The following is a 19,628-nucleotide window of genomic DNA, read 5'->3' on the forward strand; positions in this document are numbered from 1 at the left end:
AACGGCCTCGCGCCGTTTGCATCGATCTGACAGGAGCAGATCGATGAACAAAATCTCAAGGGCGCTCGCAGTCTCACTGTCGGGCGCCTTTCTTTTGACCACCACCGGTGCGTTCGCGCAGGGGAGCACGACTCCGCCGACAACGGCCACGCGCCCCGCTACGCCGAACCAGACTTCGCTCCCCAACGCCAATGCCCCGCCCGCTTCGACCACGCAGACGACGGGAAAGCACAACCCGGATCCGAAGATCCGTGAGATGAACCAGAAGGAAAAGGACAAGGTCGAGCGCGTCGGCAAGTAGCGGTTTGACGACTGCATCGCCACCTACTCCCACAAGCGGAGAAGGGGGCAGTTTCGGCCCGCACGCAATTTCACCACACGCGAGAATGCGGCGGACGTTGCCGTCCGCCGCATTCACCACCCCCCTTGCTGCTCCGCTACGTTCGATCCGCCCGCGGAGCTATTTCTTCAGCGCGAAGACCCAGATGACCCCGCCTTGGGGCACATTGGCTTCGATGCCGATATTGTTGGTCACGAGTGCATCCTGGATACGCTGTGCGTCCACGCCCCATCCCGACTGGATCGCGATGTATTGCGTGCCGTCGATCTCATAGGACACCGGCATGCCAACGATGCCGGAGTTGGTCTTCTGTTCCCACAGAAGTTCGCCGGTCTTGGCGTGGAAGGCTCGGAAGTTGCGGTCGTTTGTCCCGCCGACGAAGACGAGATCGCCCGCCGTCGCCGTGACGGAGCCGAACAGCTGCGACTTCGGAAAGTTGTGCTGCCAGACCTTCTTGCCCGTGGCGGGATCCCAGGCCTGAAGCTCGCCGAAATGATCCGCGCCCGGCCTCGTCTTCAGGCCGATGTCCTCCGGCTTGGTGCCGAGCCAGAGCTCGCCCGGCTTGAGCGGGACCTTCTCGCCGGTGAATCCGCCGCAGAAATTCTCATTGGCAGGCACGTAGACGAGGCCGGTCCTCTGGCTGTAGGCGGCCGACGGCCAATCCTTACCGCCCCACAGCGACGGACAGAACTCGACGCGCTTGCCGATCACCGGCTTGTGCGCGGGATCCACGATCGGCTTGCCGGTCTCGTCGATACCCTTCCAGACGTCGGTATAGACGAACGGCCAACCGGCGACATAGTTGATCTTGGTCGGCGTCCGCTCGAGCACCCAGAAGATCGCGTCGCGTCCCGGATGGACCAGGCTCTTGATGGTGCGACCGTTGCGTTGCAGATCGATCAGCATCGGGGCCTCGACCTCGTCCCAGTCCCAGGAATCGTTCTGGTGGTACTGGTGATAGGCCTTGATCTTGCCGGTGTCGGGATCGAGCGCGAGCACCGATGCAGTGTAGAGATTGTCGCCGGGATGGGTCTCGCCGGGCCATGGCGCCGCGTTGCCGACGCCCCAATAGATCGTCTTGGTCTCCCTGTCGTAATTTCCGGTCATCCAGGCCGACCCACCGCCGTTCTTCCAGTCGTCGCCCTGCCAGGTGTCGTGACCGGGCTCGCCTTCGCCGGGGATGGTGTAGGTCCGCCACAGCTCCTTGCCGTCCTTGGCATCATAGGCCACGATATAGCCGCGTACGCCGAACTCGCCGCCGGACCCGCCGACGATGACCTTGCCGTCCACGATCAACGGCATCAGCGTCAGGTACTGGCCCTTCCTGTAGTCCTGCACCTTGGTGTCCCACACCACCTTGCCGGTCTTGGCATCGAGCGCGACCACATGGTCGTCCGTGGTGGCGAGGTAGAGTTTGTCCTCCCACAGGCCCACGCCCCGGTTGGTCGGATGCAGCTGAAACAGATCGTCAGGGAGCTGCCGCTTGTAGCGCCAGTATTCGTCGCCGGTCTTCGCGTTCAGCGCGATCACCTGCCCCATTGGAGTCGTCACGAACATCGCGCCATTGTTGACGATCGGCGGCGCTTGGTGGCCTTCGACCACACCGGTGGCAAAGGTCCAGACCGGCGTGAGGCTCCTCACGTTCGAGGTGTTGATCTGGTCGAGCGGACTATAGCCCTGCCCGTCATAGGTGCGCCGATAGAGCATCCAATTGCTCGGCTCCGGATTCTCCAGCCGCTGCGCCGTGACCGGTGTGTAGTTCTCGATCGGGCCCGATACGGCGGCGGTCGAGGCGAGGCAGCTGAAGGCGACGAAGCCGGACAGTAACCATTGCTTCCTTGCCATGGAAGTTTTCATGGACGTTCCCCTTTTTCATCCGTTTGAATTCTTGTTGTGAATTCTTGTCGTTCGTCCCATCGTCCGCCCATCGGCGGACGCGGCCTCTCGTGACGCGGGCACGGCCCCGCAACCGTCCATCATCCTGGCTGTGCGCCACCTACCTTTCCGACGAAATTGCCGGCGACGCTGAGCGATCCGCCAGCCAGCGCCAGAGGCAATGCTGCGAGCCGTCGCGGCGCCGGTCCGAACACGACCTGCGCGCCCGCGCGAGGGTCGTATTCGGAATTGTGGCACATGCACTTGAACACCTCCTTGTCGCCGACATCACTCTTCACCCAGGCGGTGACAGGACAGCCCGCATGCGAGCAGATCGCCGAATAGGCGATGATGCCGTCGACCGCACGCGCGCGGGTCTTTTCGTCGAGCTCGGCGGGATCGAGCCTGATGATCAGGATCTCGTTGAGCCGCGAGGCGCTGCGCACCACCGATGTGTTGGGATCCCTCGGCCAGGCATGGAGCGGTGGACCGCCGGCCTTCAGATCGGCCGTGGTGATGATCTTCCCCTCCTGCTCGCCTTCGGAGAAGACGAGCAGATCGCCCTTCTGCGGCCGCTCGTCGGCGCCGGGCGGATCCTCGCCTGCACGCGCCGGCGGGGAACAGCCGAGGCACGCGGTGGTCGCAAGCGCGCCGAGCAGCAGCGTCCGTCGCGTTTGCTCGGTGCCCGCGTCGGCTTCAGCTTCCGCTATGCTCTCGGACGGTGATGAATTGACGTTGAACGGTGCGCTCGACATGCCCGCTAGCAGGCGCTGGAACTCTGCCGAAAACAAGGCAAAGAATTGGCGCCGCAGTGCATCAATATGTCTTTGCTCGCGATGATTGAATGATACTAAACGCGTTCAAGCGCGTTTTCGCAAATTCTACATCGCATCACGCGAACCGCATGATGATTTTGCAGATCAGACCGATGATGTTGGAATTGGTGCAGCGCGCCATCGCAAGATGCGCGGCGCGCGTCCTCAGCGTTTCTGAGGCAGGCATTTTGTATTCAGGGCCTGAGCACGTGACGCGGCGATGCGATGCGACCTGCGACAGTCGCCGAAGCCATCTCGAAACTGTCGGCGATACGACGCGCCTTGTCGATGAACAGCGCAGCCGCCGCCGGCGGGCAGACCTCGCGCGCGGTCTGCTCGAACAGATCGAGCCAGCGGTCGAAATGATCTCCCACCAGATTCAGCGGCAGATGCGCCCGCATCGGCGAGCCATGATAGCGGCCGCTCATCAACACCACCGAGGACCAGAAGTCCCTGAGCTTGGCGAGGTGCTCGTCCCAGTTCTGCACGATGGCGAAGACCGGACCAAGCAGCGCGTCCTCGCGCACGCGTCCGTAGAAGCGGGTGACGAGCTCCCCGATCATTTCCTCGGTGATCCCGGTGCGCTCGATCGCATCCTGCGTCAACAGGCTCCGCCGTGCGGCCGCCGCCTCGCGCTCGGCCTTCAGTCGATCCGACATATCCTCTGTGTCCGTTCCATTGTTCCCGCGGGCCGCCCGCTCAACATTGTCGGGCCAGTTGCGCGCGGCGTCTTTGTCGCAGCGCAAAGTGCGGGATCCGGCGGCGAACGCGAAAGGCCCGCCGCCGATGCCTTCATCAGGCGCTATAGGTGTAGAAGCCCTGCCCGCTCTTGCGGCCGAGATGGCCGGCATCGACCATCTCTTTCAGCAGCGGGGCTGGCCGATATTTAGGATCGTTGAAGCCTTTGTAAAAGACCTCCATCACCGAAAGCATGGTGTCGAGCCCGACGAGATCGGCCAGCGCCAGCGGCCCGATCGGATGGTTGCAACCGAGCTTCATGCCGGCGTCGATCTCTTCCGCGGTTGCGATCCCCTCCTGGAGCGCGAAGATCGCCTCGTTGATCATCGGGCACAGGATGCGGTTGACGGCGAAGCCCGGGCTGTTCTTTGCCGTGATCGCCACCTTGCCGACGCGCTTGGCGAAATCGAGCGCCTTGGCATGGGTATCGTCCGAAGTCTGCAAGCCCCGGATGAGCTCGAGCAACGCCATCACCGGCACCGGGTTGAAGAAGTGCATGCCGATGAACCGGTCGGGACGATCGGTTGCGGCTGCGAGCTTGGTGATCGAGATCGACGAGGTGTTGGTCGCGACCAGCGTGCGCGGCGACAGCGTGGCGCAGAGATCCTTCAGGATCTTGACCTTGAGCTCCTCGTTCTCGGTCGCGGCCTCGATGACCAGATCGCAATCCGAGAGCTTCGCCCGGTCGGTCGTGCCGGTGATACGCTTGAGCGTCGCCTCGCGGTCGGCCGCCGACATCTTCTCCTTCTTGACCAGGCGCTCGAGGCTGCCGCCGACGGTCGAAAGCCCGCGGTTCACCGCCGCATCGGAAATATCGACCATCACGACCGAGAGTCCGGCCGCGGCGCAGACCTGCGCGATGCCGTTCCCCATGGTCCCAGCCCCGATGATGCCAACGGTTTGGATCATTGCGTCACATCCTTCATCTTTGCGGGCGAGCCAGGAGCGGCCCGGCCCTATTGTTGCTGCATCAGGGTCTAGCACCACCACCCGACGGGTGCGACCTGATCCTGTCCTTTCCTTAGTGCATCCACGGGCGGAATAAAGCCGTCCACGGCCGTGCCGCGCCAGGATCTGGGCTCTTCCTACCGGAATCTGCCGGATCTTGTGCCCTGCCCCCAGCAACCCAATGAAAGCCGGGCATCGGGCGCCCGATTCAGAGGGGACAAACCCGCACCCTGAGCCCCCTGAACTGCAACCTCTTGATTGTGCCGACCGCAGCGGCCACAACCGGCGCAGTTGCCATCCGAGGATGCTCGTGGAGGACCCGGCCTGCCGCCAAGGCGGGCCGAAGCTGTCAGGGGCAGGCTGCCGAGGACGAAGGATTTCACGATGGACGTGACTAGGACCACCGGCATCGAGCCGGCGCAACGGCGTCAGGCCGGATGAACGATTTCGTACGATCCATCGGTGCCGCCTTCACGCTGATCGGCGAAGCCGACGCCGAGTTGCTGGGCATCGTCGCATTGTCGGTGCGGGTTAGCCTGACTGCCAGCATCGTCGCGCTCCTGATCGGCGCACCGTTCGGAGCCCTGCTTGCGATCACCCGTTTCCGGGGGCGTCAACTTATCATCATCCTGACTAATGCGCTGCTCGGCCTTCCACCGGTCGTGGTCGGGCTCGCCCTCTATCTCCTGCTGTCGCGGTCCGGTCCGCTCGGGGCGGCGGGCTTGCTGTTCACGCCGGCCGCCATGGTGATTGCGCAGACGTTGCTCGCCACGCCGATCGTGGTGGCGCTGGTGCACCGGCCGGCAAGCCTGCTGTGGGCGGAGTATGGCGATCTGGCGCGGATCGACGGGCTATCGACACTGCGCAGCATCGGCCTGCTGTTCGCGCTCGGGCGGACCTCGCTGCTGACGGCCTTTCTCGCGGCGTTCGGGCGCGCCATTGCGGAAGTCGGCGCCATCATCATCGTCGGCGGCAACATCCGCGGCTTCACCCGCACGATGACGACGGCGATCGCACTGGAAACCAGCAAAGGCGACCTGCCGCTGGCACTCGGACTGGGGCTGATCCTGCTGGCACTCAGCGTGGCGGTGTCAACCGTCGCCTTCGTGCTAGTGGGACGCGTTGGGGAAAAATAGCTGCTCGCCGCCGACCTTGTACCCGGCGATCGCTTCCTGCCCCTTCGGCGAAACCAGCCAGTCGATGAAGGCCTGCCCGTCCTTCGCCTTCACGCTCGGATGCTTTTCAGGATTCACCAGCATGACGCCGTACTGGTTGAACAGCCGCTTGTCACCCTCGGTCAGGATGGCGAGTTCGCCACGGTTCTTGAACGATAGCCAGGTGCCGCGATCCGACAGGAGATAGGCGGTCGACGACGAGGCCATGTTCAGCGCCGGGCCCATGCCCTGACCGATTTCCCGGTACCAGGTGTCCTTCCCGGCGCCGAGGTCAACGCCCGCCTCTTTCCATAGCCGCAACTCGGCCGCATGCGTGCCGGACTTGTCGCCGCGCGAGATGAAAGTCGCCTTGGCCGTCGCGATCTTGCGTAGCGCCTCGACCACATCCTTGCTGCCTGATATCCGCGCCGGATCGCTTCTGGGCCCGATGATGACGAAGTCGTTGTACATGACGTCGAACCGTTTTACGCCCTGCCCTTCGGACATGAACTTGTCCTCGGCGGGCCTGTCATGGACGAACACCACGTCGGCATCCCCGCGCCGGCCGATATCCAGCGCCTGACCGGTGCCGACGGCAACGACCTTCACGCTGATGCCTTCCGCCTTCGAGAACAGCGGCAGCAGATGACCGAACAGCCCAGACTGCTCCGTCGAAGTGGTCGAGGCCACGGTGATGGTGCGATCCTGTGCGAATGCGATGGTGGACCAGAGCAGAGCCGCTCCGATCGTGGCAAGCTTCCTCATGCGTCGTCTCCGACCAGACACTGACGGTTCTGAATAGCCGCTGGCGACGACGACGGGAACCCCTTGGACAGGCAGTAACGGAAATTGACGCGAGGGCTACACGCGTTGGCAGGAACGTCGTCGGCGCAGGCGGGTTGTCCGGAGATGTAAAGTCAAGGAGAATCCGATGAAGAAGATCATCCTGGCATCCGCATGCATCATGGCGCTCGCGACAGGTGGCGCCTTCGCACAGACACAACCCGCCCCCGGTGCGTCCGGTCAGGGCGACGTCGGCCCCTCGTCGCGAGGCCCGGCGACCAAAGGAATGACGACGGGACGTACATCGAACATGCAGAACGAGGCCAGCGACAGCAAGGGCGCGAAATCGCCATCTGCCGGCGGTAGCAACAGCAACAATATGAGCAGCCAGGCCGGCGGCGGTGCGGGCTCTGGCTCTGGCGCCGGCAAATGAACTGAGGATCGAATATCCCGAGAGGGGACAGCTGTCCCCTTCCACTCCAAGCAGCGCGTCGATTGGAGGAATCGCGCGGGGGGAAATTCCCCCCGCAGAGTGGATGCGTGGATGTTCTGCAATTAGTCCTCCCTACATTGACACGAGTGTGACGGCCGGGGCAGGTTTTCTCATTGCTGGCGAATCAGCGATTGCCTCACGCCGAGTACCTCTTGGACAACTCCCAGTGCTTTCGAGACTGATATCGTTGCTGCGCCGCATCCCCGCGGTGAACTGGGCGTTTACCCGACTTCGGCCCTTGCCGCACGGCGGCAGCATTGACGTCGCGCCGATCGCCACAGACGCTTCGCCCGCCATCATCGAAGACGTCGCGGCCACTGCTCAAGCTCCAATCGCCGAGATCAGCACCGCCCCGGTGCGCGACGACGCTGACCCCGCCACCCAGGCTCCGGTCGCAGAGAACGATGCGGCTGTGTCTGTCGTTGCGGAGAATCCGTCCGACGATATCTGTCCCAGCGACGACTCATCTCCGGAGAGAGTGACGGAAATCGAGGCGCCCGCGACGCCGCCAGTCGCCGAGGAGGTGTTGGTTTCGCCGACCGACGCGGAGAACGAGCCAGTTGCGGAGGCTGATCTCGCCATCATTGGCGATGCATCTCCCGCCGAAATCGATTCCGTCGTCGCAGAGGAGGTTGTGGTTTCATCACCAGCCGTCGCGACCGCTTCGACTGACGTCCCTGATGCCGTCATCGAGGCTGCCCCCTCGTCCAACGTTTCCGCCGAGGTCGAAACGGTCGCCGTCGATGCAATCCCGGTCCTCCTCGGCGATGCCAATAGCGTCGCGCCCGACGTTTCCGAAGCCGGAGCCGATAGCGACCCAGAGCTCGCCGTCGAGGTCGCGCCGGCCCCTGCAAACGATGTCCTGCTCGTCACAGCCGTTGCGACGGCGGCCAACGAGTCAGCCAGCGTCGCCATCGAGATCGGATCGGCTCCGCCGCTCGAGTCGCCTGCTCCGGAGATCCGCAGCGCACCGAAAGCTCCCGCGAGAGCCGCGGAACCCGCCGATCGCGCCGCGCTGATCCGGCAGCGCTGGGCGGAGACCGGAATCCGGATGTGGAATCCGCGGCTTCACGGCACCGGCGAGGCCGCGCTGAACATCCAGGGAAGCGTCGGGCTGCTGCCGCCGGCACCCGGCGAGACAATGCCGCGCTACGACAAGCTGGAATTCAAGATGCTCGGCGGACAGATCATCTGTGAGGGCGTCATTGTCGAGGCGCCCGCGCAGGCGAACCATCGCAGCTTCACCCGGCTCGCCGAGCCGCGGAACATCGAGCGGGTCCGCGAACCGACGCGGGAGCGCCAGGCCGCTCTCGCCTGATCCTTTCTTCTGTGAACGATCCCGATGCGCTAGGCTGATGTCCCGACATGGGAGATCGTGTATGCGCACAAGGTCGCTGCTTCTGGTCGTGATCGCCTTCTCCATCTCACAGCCAGCGCTCGCCGCGGGTAAACGGCCGCGTCCTGCAGCCACGGCCATTCCCGCCGCGCCCTACAAGGCCGATCGGCTCTCTTCCTCGCGCGGAGAGACAATCCTCGACACGCCCGGCCAGACTACCGTGCTGACGCGGCAGGTCCTCGACGACATGAACGCGACCAGCCTGAGAGGCGCCATGCGCTCGACCGCCGGGGTGACGATCGGGCGCTGACGCATACACGTTCGAGCGACGGCAACCGCCCGATCGGAACGACAAGAAGACTGTGGGAGGCAAACCATGAGAAGAGTAACGGCCGCGCTGTGCGCACTGGCCCTGTTCGCACACCGGCGGTTTTGCCTAGACCAAAAAGGAGACGACGCGCAACTCGTGGCCCGGGGAACGTAACAAGCCGCTGCTCGACGGAGATAGGCGGAGCGAGCACACCGGATGACACCATGGTTAGCAGGTCGTAGCTGCAGTGATTACGTGCCTGAGACGCACGCTTCGAACGGCGGGTATCCTTAACGGGAGCTCACCAATGCACGCGGCCGGAGAAACCTTGAGGTAGCGCGCAACCTGTGCTGGCCTTCCGCGCTTGGCCCGATCTAACGCGCCCTTTACCCGCGCCGTGCAAGATCGCCCGCGTTTTCAGGGGATGCGGGGCTCGTATTTCAATGCCTGTTGTCGATTTGAAGTCTCATCTTGCCGCCGCAACGCGGCTGTTTCGCGTACCGGCCGACAACCCGGACCTGACGCGCGCACAGTTCGACGCGTTCTCCAAGCAGATCCCGCTGCTCTACTTCATCCTGATCAGCAACACGATCGCGGTCGCCTACACCTATGTGAACGTGGCGCCGGACTGGCTGACGATGATCGTGCCGAGCGTGCTGACCGTGCTCGCGGGCTTACGGACCTTCTGGTGGCTGCGCCAGCGTCACATCGTGCGCAGTGATGCCGACATCCTGCGCAATCTGCGCGCCACCAACTGGCTGACCTTGCCGATCGGCGCCGGCTTCGCCGCCTGGTCCTTCGCGCTCTACCCCTACGGCGATCCCTTCGCCAAGAGCCAAGTCGCCTTCTACATGGCGGTCACCGTGATCGGCTGCATCTTCTCGCTGATGCATCTGCGCTCGGCGGCACTAATCGTGACGTTGATCGTCGACGTGCCTTATGTGCTGTTCTTCTTCGCCACAGGCGAACCGACGCTGAAGGCGATCGCCGTCAACAACCTCCTGGTTTCCGGCGCGATGGTGACGGTGCTGTTCATTTACTATCGCGACTTCGCCGATCTCGTTGCCAGCCGCAAATCGCTGCTGGCGCAACAGGCGGCGACGCAGGCGCTCTCGGACGAGAACTTTCGACTTGCCAATCTCGATACCCTCACAGAGCTGCCGAACCGCCGCCGCTTCTTCGCCGAATTGTCGAGTGCCTTCACGGATGCCGAGCGCAGGAACGTTCGCGTCGCGGTCGGCATCATCGATCTCGACGGCTTCAAGCCGATCAACGACAATTACGGCCACTCCGTCGGCGACCGCGTCCTGATCGAGGCGGGCCGGCGCATCCGCGAGGTCTGCGAGGGCCTTGGCCCGCAGCGCGTGGAGTTCGCCCGGCTCGGCGGCGACGAGTTCGGTCTCATCGTGTGCGGCGACCCCGACGACGTGGATCTGATGCGACTGGGCGAACGCATCGGCGGCCATGTCAAGCTGCCTTACCAGCTCGATACCGCCCACACCGGGCTGTCGTGCTCGATCGGATTCGCATCGTTTCCGGACTCAGCGACCACGTCGGAAGCGCTATACGAGTGCGCCGACTACTCGCTCTATCACGCCAAGCGCAATCTGCGCGGCCGCACCGTGATCTTCTCGAGCGAGCTCGAGGCCGAGATCCGCAGTCGCGGAGTCATCGAGAACCTGCTGCGCACGGCCGATTTCAGCACCGAGATGGACCTGGTGTTCCAGCCGATCGTCGACGCCATGAGCGAGTACACCGCCGGGTTCGAGGTCCTCGCGCGCTGGCATAGCACTCGCCTCGGCATGGTCTCCCCGGCCGATTTCATTCCGGCCGCCGAGCGTATCGGTCTGATCCGCCCGCTGACGCAAGCGCTGCTGGTGCGCGCGCTCGCCATCGCCAAGACATGGCCCGATCACGTCCGCCTGTCGTTCAACCTCTCGGCCCACGACGTCTGCGCGGCGGAGGGCATTTTGCCGCTGATCTCCATCATCGAGAAGAGTGGGTTGCCGCCGCATCGGATCGACTTCGAGATCACCGAGACCGCCGTGACCTTCGACTTCGTGCGTGCGCAGCAGTCGATCGCGACGTTGAAGGCGATGGGCTGCGGCATTTCGCTTGACGATTTCGGCACCGGCTATTCGTCGCTGAGCCACGTCCACCGGCTGCCGCTCGACAAGATCAAGGTCGACCGCAGCTTCGTCGCCGACATCAACGAAAATCCCGTCAGCCACAAGATCATCAAGTCGCTCACGGGCCTGTGCGACGACATGGAGATCGCCTGCGTCGTCGAGGGAGTCGAGACCCGCGCCCAGCTCGACAGCCTGCGCCGGCTCGGCTGTGACTTCATCCAGGGCTACTATTTCGCAAAGCCCATGGCGGCCGATGCGGTTGGCGACTATCTGGCAAAGGAAGGCCAGCGCCTCGAAGGCACCAGGGCCAAGGTCGTGGCCTAACGTCACACCGCGCAATAGCGCTCCTGGATATCCTTGTCCGCGAGCAGCGCCGCCGCGCTGCTTTGATGCACGACCTCGCCTTGATCGATGATGACGGCGCGGTCAGCCAGCCGCAGCGCCCATTCGACGTTCTGCTCCACCAGCAGCAGCGTCTTGCCCTCGTCGCGCAGGCGACGGAACAGCACGCCCATCTCCTCGACGAGGACGGGCATGATGCCCTCCGATGGCTCGTCGAGCAGGATCATTCTTGGCTTTGCGATCAGCGCGCGCGCAATCGCCAGCATCTGCTGTTCTCCGCCCGAGAGCGTCACGCCCTCCTGATCGAGACGCTCCTTCAGGCGCGGGAAGGTCTCGGCGATCTCGTCGATCGCCGTGCGCTCCTCGATATCGCCGCCGGCCGCGACGAGACCGAGCCGCAAATTCTCGCGCACGGACAGGCCGGGGACGATGCGGCGTTCCTCGGGCACGTAAGCGAGGCCGAGATGGAAGCGCTGATACGCGCGGAGCGGCAACAGCTCCCTGCCTGCGAAGCGCACGCGGCCCGCCGCCTTCGGCATCAGGCCCATCATCGCCCGCAAGGTCGTGGTCTTACCGGCGCCATTGCGGCCGACCAGGGCGACCACCTCGCCCCGGTCCACGTGCAGGGAGATGCCGTGCAGGATATGGCTTGCGCCATACCAGGCATGAAGATCGTTGATTTCGAGCAGCGCGGTCTCAGCCATAGCCTTCACTCTGTCCGAGATAGACCCGGCGGACCTCCGGATTGCTCCTGATCTCGTCGGGCGCGCCGTCCGCCAGCAGGCGGCCGTGATGCAGCACCACGACGCGCTTACTCAGCCCCAGCACCATCTTCATCTTGTGCTCCACCAGGAGCACGGTGCGCTTCTCGGCCAGGCGCTCGAGCAGAGCGACCATGTCCTTGGTTTCTTCCGGCCCCATGCCGGCGGTCGGTTCGTCCAGCAGCAGCAATTCCGGCTCGGAAACCAGTGCGATCGCGATCTCCAGTGCGCGCTGCTGGCCATGCGACAGGAATTTCGCCAATTCGTTCCGCCTGGCCAGCAGCCCGACTGCGTCGAGCGCGGCGTCCGCGCGCGCATCCAGTTCAGCGAGCCGGGCGCGGTTGCGCCAGATGTCGTAGCTCACGATCAGCGCTTGGGCCGCCACGCGCACGTTCTCGTGCACGGACAGATCGGGAAAGATGTTCGTAATCTGGTAGGAGCGCGAGATGCCCTGATGCACGAAGCGGTGCTGCGGCAGCCCGTTCAGCTCACGTCCCCTGAAGTGCAGCTTGCCCGAGCTCGGCGTCAGCGCGCCCGAGAGGATGTTGAAGAAGGTGCTCTTGCCGGCGCCGTTCGGCCCAATGATCGAGGTGAGCTGGCCGGCCGCGAACGAAACGGTGATGCCCTCGAGCGCGACGAAGCCGCCAAAGCGTTTGCCGATGCCTTCGGCGCGAAGCAGTTCAGTGCTCATTGCCGCGCCTTTCCGATGCCGAGGGCATCGAGCAGCGTACCCCAGATGCCCTTGGGCAGGAACAGCACGAACAGCACGAAGATCGCGCCGACGAAGATTTGCCAATGCGGCGTCCAGAGCGAGATCACGTCCTCCAGGATCAGGAAGCTGGCAGCACCAACGAAGGGCCCGAAGAAGCTGCGGGCGCCGCCGAGCAGCACCATCATCACGATCATGCCCGAGGTCTGGTAGTGCAGAATGTCCAGTGGCACGATGGACAGATGCAGTGCCAGCATGCAGCCGCCGAGCGATGAAATTGCGCCTGACAGCATGAACACGACCAGCTTGCTGCGTTCGACGTCATAGCCGCAGGCCCGTGCCCGCTGCTCATTCTCGCGGATCGCCTCGATGACGGCCCCGAAAGGTGAGTTCAGGATGCGCGATTGGAACCACATCGCCAACGCTGCGAAGGCCATCAGCACGTAATACTTGTTGACGGGGTCGAGGAAATTGACCTGAAGGCCGAACAGGCTGATGCGGTCGACCGTGAAGCCGCGTAGCCCGTTCTCGCCGCCGGTGAAGGAGGCCGCCTGGAGCGCGACGTAGTAGACGAGTTGCGCCAAGGCGAGCGTCACCATGGAGAAGTAGATGCCGCGGGTGCGCGTCGAGACGATGCCGATTGCGGCGGCGAGGCAGGTGCTGAGGAGTACGGCGATCGGTACGGCGGCGAACCAGGGTATGCCGTAGCGTCCGATCGCGATGCCGGTGAAATAGGCGCCTGCACCAAAGAACGCAGCCTGGCCGAACGACAGCAGCCCGGTGTAGCCGAACAGCAGATTGTAGCCCATCACCACGACGCCGTAGATCAGGACGTTGACGGCCAGCGCCTTCGACGGCAGCAACCAGGGCAGCAAGGCAAGCACGGCAATCGAGAGGAGCACGCGCTGGTCGAGGAGCCAGCCGAGCCCACTGGAGGCAGGTTTGGCGACCGCTTCGCCGCTCGAAGGTAGCGTCACGCCGTCCTCCCTCTCACACCGAACAGGCCTTGCGGGCGGATCAGCAGCACCACCGCCATCAGTGCGAACATGACGATGGTCGCCATCTCCGGCGCGAACAGCGCCACCATGCTGATGGATACGCCGACCATGAGACCAGCTACGACCGCGCCAACGATCGAGCCGAGCCCGCCGATCACGGTCACCACGAAGGCCTCCGCCAGAACCAGCGAGCCCATCTCCGGATTGACGCTGCGCATGGGCCCGGCGAGCACGCCGCCGAGCGCGGCAAGCCCCACCCCGAGCCCGAAGATCGCGAGCCAGACCCGCCCAATATCGACACCGAGCACCTGCATGATGGTCGGATCGCGCGCGCCGGCGCGCACGATCAGGCCGACGCGGGTCTTCTCCAGCGTCAGCCAGAGCACCAGCAGCACCACCGCCACCAGCGCGATGACGAACAGGCGGTAGCGCGGGAAGAAGCCGATGCCGAGATCGAGCACGCCGACCAGCTGCGGCGGTGTCGGAAAGGGAATGCCGTCGCTGCCGAATACGATGCGCACCCCCTCGACCAGGATGTAGCTGAGGCCGAAGGTCAGCAGCAGCGGATCGTCGATCGAGCGTCCATAAAGCCTGCGGATCAGAACGAACTCGATCAGCATGCCGAAGACGCCGATCAGGATGGGTGCGAGCAGCAGCCCCCACCAGAAACTTCCGGTGAGTGATGCCAGATACAGCCCCGCATAGGCTCCGATCATGAACAGCGCGCCGTGGGCGAAATTCACCACCCCGAGCATGCCGAACACGATCGTCAGCCCAAGCGCAGTGATGACCAGGACCGCCCCAAGGGCGATCCCGGAGAGAAGCTGCATGATGATCAGCGACAGGTCCATCGTGACAGGCTTCAGGTCGCGTGGCCGAGCTCGCTGCAGCTGCGCAGCATGTCGTCGGCCCCCGCGTCGTTGGCCAGGATCGCGAACAGATCGTTCTCATTTGCCATGGCCGACTTCTTCTTGGACTCCAGCACCAGCACCGACTGAACCGACTGATGGTCGCATTTGCGGTAGTGCTGCGGGCCCTTGGTCAGATCGTACTGCAGCTTCTCCAGGGCATCGACAACCTTGTCCGTATCAGTGCCGCCGGCGGCCTGCATGGCAGCCAGCAACGATCCAACGCCGGAATACCCGTAGGCGCCATAATCGGTCGGAATCGCGCCGCCGTTGGCGGCCTTGAACGCTGCGTTGAACGCGGACGCCGACTTGCTCTGCGTCTCCAGCCCCCAATAGTAATTGGCACCGCCGACCACGCCCTCGAACACGTCGGGGCCGACGGCGAGGCGCTGATTGTGTAGGATGACGGGCACGACGATCTTCATCTGCTGCTTGACGCCGAAATCCACGGCCTGCTTGATGGCGTTGGCCTGGTCACGGCCGAAATTCGAGATGCAGAGCACATCCGGTCGCATCGACATCAGGCGCGGCATGAAGGTGGAATAGTCGGCGGCGCCGAACGGATGCAGGATTTCGCCGACATTGTCCGCACCGATCGCGGTCTGAGCGCGCTTGAAGCCGCGCAGCATCTCGTGACCATAGGCATAGTCGGCCACGAGATGGGCGACCTTCATGCCCTTCTTCAGGGTCTGCCGTGCCACGGCGGCCGTCGTCATGTGGGGGTTCAGCGCCTCATGGAAGGTATATTTGCTGAAATCCTTGGCCTCGTTGATGGTGTCGGACTGACTGATCGAGACATAGATCACGCCGCGAGCGCGGGTGACCTCGTTGACCGCCAGTTGTACCGCGCTGGAGAGCGCGCCGACCACGGCATGGACTTTGTCCTTCTCGATCAGCTCGAGCGTGCGGGTCGCCGCCTCGCCGGCGTTGAGCTTGTCGTCGCGGACCAACAGCTCGACCTTGCGGCCGGCAATGCCGCCCTTGTCATTGACGAGCTTCACCGCGAGCTCGGCACATTTGACCTGATCGCGCGCTTCGGCGGCGAACGGTCCGGTCAGCGGCGTCGGGAAGCCGATTCGGATCGTCTCGTCGGCGGCGCGGCCGAGCCGCGGCATGGCGAGCAGGGCCGCGCTGGCCGAGAGGCCGGCGAGCGCGGTGCGGCGGGTTATCTTCGGGGTCGAACCGGATTTGGGCATGATTTCCTCCAACTGTCTTTTTTCTAGAAACGCTTCAGGGCTTTCAGGACTTTTGCGGGCGTGATCGGAATCGAGTTGATCGTGGCACCGAACGGCGCGAGTGCATCGTTGACCGCGTTGAGCACGCAGGCGGACGCCGCTGCGGTGCCGGCCTCCCCAACCCCCTTGGCACCGAGCTCGGTGTCGGCGGTCGGCGTCTCGACATGGGCGATGACGATGTCAGGCATCTCCATCGGCATCGGGACGAGGTAGTCGGCGAGCGAGCCGTTCACGAGCTGTCCGGTGTCGCTGTAGCGGCACTCCTCGAACAGCGCCGCGCCCAGCCCCTGCACGATGCCCCCGCGAAGCTGCTCGTCCACCAGCATCGGATTGATGACCCGGCCGCAATCCTCGACGATGAAATGCTTCAGGAGCTTGATGAAGCCAGTTTCGACATCGACCTCCAGCGAGCAGCCCTGAATGCCGTTGGTGAAGGCGAAGGGATAGCCTTGCGGGGCGAAATGATGGCTGACGGTGAGCTGCGCCTGCGTACCCGGCGGCAGCGTATCGGAGCGGAAATAGGCGATGCGCGCGATCTCCGAGATCGGCATACGCTGGTTCCGCGTGCCTGCGTCCACGACATCGCCATTGACGATGTCGAGGGCCGACGGCTGCTCCTGAAGGATGAGCGCGGCGATCTCCAGAATGTTGCGCTTGAGCGCGCGCGCCGCCTGGAGCGCGGTCTCGCCGCCGATGCCGGCGCCGCGGCAGGCCCAGGTGGCGCCGCCATGCGGCGTCACCTCGGTATCTCCGGTGATGACCTTGACGTGCTCCTGCGCAAGGCCGAGCTGATCGGCCACGATCTGGCTGATGATCGCCTCGGTGCCCTGCCCCTGCTCAGTGACCGAGATCAGGCAGCGCACCTCGCCCGACGGCGTCAGGCTGACGATCGCCCCGTCCTGCGAGGAGATGCGTGCGCCGCCGACGCCATAGAATGCCGGGCTCGGGTTGGTGATCTCGACAAAGGCGGCAATGCCGATGCCGCGGTAGATGCCGCGCTTGCGCAACTCCACCTGGTCGGCACGCAAGCCGTCGTAGCCCATCATCTCGTGCAGGCGCCTGAGGCACGCCTGATGCGACAGCGCCTCGAAGCGGTAGCCGGTCGGCGAGGTCTGCGGATAGGCGTCATCGGCGATCACGTTCTGCGCGCGGATGGCGAAAGGATCGAGGCCGAGCTTCGCCGCCGCCATGTCGACCATTCGCTCGGTGACGGCGCAGGCGATGGGATGGCCGACGGCGCGATATTGGCTGGTCTGCACCTTGTTCTGGAAGATCACCTCCAGCGTGGCGCGGTAGTTCCTGAAGCGGTAGGGCGCGCCGATCAGGCGGATCACCTGGTTGCCCTCGACCACGCTGGTGCGCGGATAGGTCGAGAATGCGCCGATCGCGGTCAGATCCAGCACGTCCATTGCGAGAATCTCGCCCTTGGCGTCCAGCGCCATGCGGGCCCGCACGCGGTGGTCGCGGGCGTGGATGTCGGAGACGAACGATTCAATGCGGTCGACGACGTACTTCACGGGACGGCCGAGCAGGATCGAGAGGCCCACCACCGCCATGTCCTCGTGATAGACATGCAGCTTCATTCCGAAGGAGCCGCCGATGTCGGTCGCGATCACGCGAACACGGGCTTCTGGGATGCCATAGTGGCGCGAATAGAGATCCTGGAACTGGTAGGGCGTCTGGGTGCCATGATGCACGGTGAGCATCCCGGCGGCGGGATCGTAGTCGGCAACGATGGCACGAGGCTCCAGCGTTACCGCGGTGTGGCGGCCGAAGGAAAATTCCTCCTCCACCACATGGGCTGCATGCGCGAAGGCGTCATCAACGGCACCGCTGTCGAGCTGGCTGCGGAAGCACACATTGTTCGCGCTGCCGGGATTCACCAGCGGGCTGTCGGCCTCACGCGCGCCGTCGATGTCGACGACAATGGGAAGGTCCTCATAGTCGACCTCGATCAGCTCCAGCGCATCCTCGGCGGTCGCACGGTTCTCAGCGACGACGGCGACCACTGCCTGTCCGGCCCAGACCACGCGATCCAGCGGCAGCGGCAATTGCGGCGCGGAGGTCATGCCCTTGAAATGATCGAGCGTGCCGGTCCAGGGCGTGCAGATCTTTGCGAGATCCGCACCCGTAGCGACGAGATGCACTCCTTCCAGCGTGCGCGCCTCGTCGGTCTTGATCGAGACGATCTTGGCGTGGGCATGCGGACTGCGCAGGAACGCAGCATAAAGCATGCGCGGCAGACGGAGGTCGCTGACATAGCGCCCGCGCCCGGCGAGCAGGCGCTTGGCATTCGGCCGCGGCAGGGAACGGCCGATGTAGGAGTTCGGGCGGTCGAGCGAGGTCAGCGGCGCAGTCATCTCGCGCCTCCGGCGCTGCGTGCCTTGGCGACAGCGTCGATGGCGTCGACGATCGCTTCATAGCCGGTGCAGCGGCAATAATTGCCCGACAGCGCGTCGCGGATCTGCTCGCGGCTCGGTTGGGCAATCTGCGAGAGCAGCTCGCAGGCGTTGATCAGCATGCCCGACGTGCAGAAGCCGCATTGCAGCGCGTTGCGGCGATGGAATTCGGCCTGGAGGTCGGCGATCGCCCCGCTCTCGGTGAGCCCCTCGATCGTATCGATCCTGGCGCCGTCGGCCTGCACCGCGAACACCAGGCAGGAGTGCACGGCGCGGCCATCGACCTGTACCAGGCAGGCGCCGCAGGCACCCATCTCGCAACCGGCATGCGTGCCCGTCAGCTCGAGCTTGTCGCGCAGGCAATCAACCAGCGTCTCGCGGGGAGCAACCTCGCAGGCGACCTTGCGGCCGTTGACGACGAAGCGGACCCGCACAGTCTCCTCGGCCTCGTCCAGCAGGGTTTCGTCAAAGCCGCTCATGCTGTCTCTCCGAGACGGCCGAGCAGGCGACCGAGCAACACGCGGGCGAGGTGCAGGCGCATCGCCGGCGGCACCTCATCGTTCTCGGGCGGCGCGAGATCACCCTCGAGCGCCGCCTGCGCAGCAGCGATACGTTTCGCATCGAGGTCGAAGCCGATCAGGGCCGCCTCAGCGCCTTTCACCCGCGTCGGCCTATTGCCGACGGAAAAGAAGGAGATGCGGATGTCGTCGATCCGATCACTCGTGAAAGTCGCGAGCATGCCGCAACCGACCAGCGCATAATCCCCGCGCCGCCGCGCCAGTTCGTCGAACGCAAAGCGCTGATCGGCCTTGAACAGCGGAACGTAGATGGCCGTGATCAGCTCGCCGGGCTGCAATGCCGTCTCGAACAGGTCGATGAAGAACTCATCGGCCTTCACGCGCCGGCTGCCCGAGGGACTGGCGATCTCAATCTCGGCGTCCAGCGCCAAGGTCATCGCGGGAAATTCGGAAGCCGGATCGGCCAGCGCCACGCTGCCGCCGAACGTGCCGCGGTTGCGGATCGCGGGATGGGCGACAAAGGGTGCCGCGGCATGCAGCAGCGGCGCGAACTCCGCGATCAGCGGCTCGCTCAGCATCTCGCAGTGGCGCGTCAGTGCGCCGATGCGCAAATAGGCGCCCTCGCGCCTGATGCCGCGCAGCGCGGCAATGTGCGTGATGTCGATCAGCAGCCGCGGCGCCTGGAGCCGCAGTGACAGCGCCGGCACTAGGCTCTGGCCGCCGGCGATGAAACGCGCGTCGTCCCCGGCGCGCGCATGAGCGTCCAGCGCCTGGTCGATCGTCGCAGCACGAAAATAGCTGAAAGCCCTCGCCTTCACTGCCGTTTCCTCGAAATCC

19 protein-coding genes are annotated in these 19,628 nt (G+C 64.5%); 6 read left to right on the forward strand and 13 right to left on the reverse strand.

Annotated elements, in window-relative coordinates:
• Positions 1 to 43: 43 nt before the first annotated feature.
• Entirely contained in the window at positions 44 to 301 is a 258-nt protein-coding gene (locus tag ABIA42_RS22005; protein WP_271533491.1) for a hypothetical protein, read from the forward strand.
• Between the two features lie 159 nt (positions 302 to 460).
• Here the strand turns inward: ABIA42_RS22005 and ABIA42_RS22010 are convergent, their stop codons facing one another.
• The 4 genes from ABIA42_RS22010 to ABIA42_RS22025 form a co-directional block, all read right to left on the reverse strand.
• Positions 461 to 2,185 carry a methanol/ethanol family PQQ-dependent dehydrogenase gene (locus ABIA42_RS22010; RefSeq protein ID WP_370121251.1) on the reverse strand — a complete coding sequence of 575 codons (1,725 nt, stop codon included), beginning with the start codon at positions 2,183 to 2,185 and terminating at the stop codon, positions 461 to 463.
• Between the two features lie 131 nt (positions 2,186 to 2,316).
• On the reverse strand, positions 2,317 to 2,970 hold the full coding sequence (locus tag ABIA42_RS22015) for a ubiquinol-cytochrome c reductase iron-sulfur subunit (RefSeq protein WP_271533492.1): 654 nt from the start codon (positions 2,968 to 2,970) through the stop codon (positions 2,317 to 2,319).
• 254 nt (positions 2,971 to 3,224) lie between these two features.
• Entirely contained in the window at positions 3,225 to 3,689 is a 465-nt protein-coding gene (locus tag ABIA42_RS22020; protein WP_370121248.1) for a group III truncated hemoglobin, read from the reverse strand.
• A gap of 136 nt (positions 3,690 to 3,825) precedes the next feature.
• Positions 3,826 to 4,677 (reverse strand): 3-hydroxybutyryl-CoA dehydrogenase, encoded by an 852-nt coding sequence (locus ABIA42_RS22025; protein WP_271533494.1) that lies wholly within the window; start codon positions 4,675 to 4,677, stop codon positions 3,826 to 3,828.
• A 476-nt stretch (positions 4,678 to 5,153) separates the two neighbouring features.
• On the opposite strand from ABIA42_RS22025, the gene ABIA42_RS22030 reads away from it, so the two are divergent.
• On the forward strand, positions 5,154 to 5,852 hold the full coding sequence (locus ABIA42_RS22030) for an ABC transporter permease (RefSeq protein ID WP_271533495.1): 699 nt from the start codon (positions 5,154 to 5,156) through the stop codon (positions 5,850 to 5,852).
• On the opposite strand, the gene ABIA42_RS22035 is transcribed toward ABIA42_RS22030, so the two are convergent.
• Entirely contained in the window at positions 5,826 to 6,635 is an 810-nt protein-coding gene (locus ABIA42_RS22035; RefSeq protein WP_370121244.1) for a substrate-binding domain-containing protein, read from the reverse strand. The two genes, ABIA42_RS22030 and ABIA42_RS22035, sit on opposite strands and share 27 nt — an antisense overlap.
• Before the next feature lie 166 nt (positions 6,636 to 6,801).
• Between ABIA42_RS22035 and ABIA42_RS22040 the strand changes: the two genes are divergently transcribed.
• From ABIA42_RS22040 to ABIA42_RS22055, 4 genes are all read left to right on the forward strand, one after another.
• Entirely contained in the window at positions 6,802 to 7,086 is a 285-nt protein-coding gene (locus ABIA42_RS22040; RefSeq protein ID WP_370121241.1) for a hypothetical protein, read from the forward strand.
• 148 nt (positions 7,087 to 7,234) lie between these two features.
• Positions 7,235 to 8,464, forward strand: coding sequence for a hypothetical protein (locus tag ABIA42_RS22045; RefSeq protein ID WP_370157167.1), 1,230 nt, complete (start codon positions 7,235 to 7,237; stop codon positions 8,462 to 8,464).
• 61 nt (positions 8,465 to 8,525) lie between these two features.
• Positions 8,526 to 8,792, forward strand: a complete 267-nt coding sequence (locus tag ABIA42_RS22050; protein ID WP_370121236.1) for a Plug domain-containing protein — start codon at positions 8,526 to 8,528, stop codon at positions 8,790 to 8,792.
• Positions 8,793 to 9,235: 443 nt separating this feature from the next.
• On the forward strand, positions 9,236 to 11,245 hold the full coding sequence (locus ABIA42_RS22055; protein ID WP_370121233.1) for a putative bifunctional diguanylate cyclase/phosphodiesterase: 2,010 nt from the start codon (positions 9,236 to 9,238) through the stop codon (positions 11,243 to 11,245).
• A 2-nt stretch (positions 11,246 to 11,247) separates the two neighbouring features.
• On the opposite strand, the gene ABIA42_RS22060 is transcribed toward ABIA42_RS22055, so the two are convergent.
• Genes ABIA42_RS22060 through ABIA42_RS22095 form a run of 8 tightly spaced genes read right to left on the reverse strand, consistent with a single transcriptional unit; the run spans position 11,248 to position 19,609 of the window.
• Entirely contained in the window at positions 11,248 to 11,967 is a 720-nt protein-coding gene (locus ABIA42_RS22060; protein ID WP_370121230.1) for an ABC transporter ATP-binding protein, read from the reverse strand.
• Positions 11,960 to 12,715 carry an ABC transporter ATP-binding protein gene (locus tag ABIA42_RS22065; RefSeq protein WP_271533502.1) on the reverse strand — a complete coding sequence of 252 codons (756 nt, stop codon included), beginning with the start codon at positions 12,713 to 12,715 and terminating at the stop codon, positions 11,960 to 11,962. Before ABIA42_RS22065 ends, ABIA42_RS22060 begins: the two co-directional genes overlap by 8 nt.
• The gene (locus tag ABIA42_RS22070; RefSeq protein WP_271533503.1) at positions 12,712 to 13,710 is read right to left on the reverse strand and encodes a branched-chain amino acid ABC transporter permease; all 999 of its coding nucleotides are present in this window, start codon (positions 13,708 to 13,710) and stop codon (positions 12,712 to 12,714) included. Before ABIA42_RS22070 ends, ABIA42_RS22065 begins: the two co-directional genes overlap by 4 nt.
• Positions 13,707 to 14,582 (reverse strand): branched-chain amino acid ABC transporter permease, encoded by an 876-nt coding sequence (locus ABIA42_RS22075; protein ID WP_271533504.1) that lies wholly within the window; start codon positions 14,580 to 14,582, stop codon positions 13,707 to 13,709. The genes ABIA42_RS22070 and ABIA42_RS22075 overlap by 4 nt, the downstream gene beginning before the upstream one ends.
• Positions 14,583 to 14,593: 11 nt before the next feature.
• Complete coding sequence (locus ABIA42_RS22080) at positions 14,594 to 15,835, reverse strand: ABC transporter substrate-binding protein (RefSeq protein WP_271533505.1); 1,242 nt, start codon at positions 15,833 to 15,835, stop codon at positions 14,594 to 14,596.
• Positions 15,836 to 15,858: 23 nt separating this feature from the next.
• Positions 15,859 to 18,234 (reverse strand): xanthine dehydrogenase family protein molybdopterin-binding subunit, encoded by a 2,376-nt coding sequence (locus ABIA42_RS22085; protein ID WP_370121225.1) that lies wholly within the window; start codon positions 18,232 to 18,234, stop codon positions 15,859 to 15,861.
• The gene (locus ABIA42_RS22090; RefSeq protein ID WP_370121222.1) at positions 18,231 to 18,752 is read right to left on the reverse strand and encodes a (2Fe-2S)-binding protein; all 522 of its coding nucleotides are present in this window, start codon (positions 18,750 to 18,752) and stop codon (positions 18,231 to 18,233) included. Before ABIA42_RS22090 ends, ABIA42_RS22085 begins: the two co-directional genes overlap by 4 nt.
• Complete coding sequence (locus ABIA42_RS22095) at positions 18,749 to 19,609, reverse strand: xanthine dehydrogenase family protein subunit M (protein WP_370123996.1); 861 nt, start codon at positions 19,607 to 19,609, stop codon at positions 18,749 to 18,751. Before ABIA42_RS22095 ends, ABIA42_RS22090 begins: the two co-directional genes overlap by 4 nt.
• Between the last annotated feature and the right edge of the window lie 19 nt (positions 19,610 to 19,628).

Origin of the sequence: Bradyrhizobium sp. USDA 327, from assembly GCF_041262065.1 — a bacterium.
Taxonomy (GTDB): domain Bacteria; phylum Pseudomonadota; class Alphaproteobacteria; order Rhizobiales; family Xanthobacteraceae; genus Bradyrhizobium; species Bradyrhizobium liaoningense.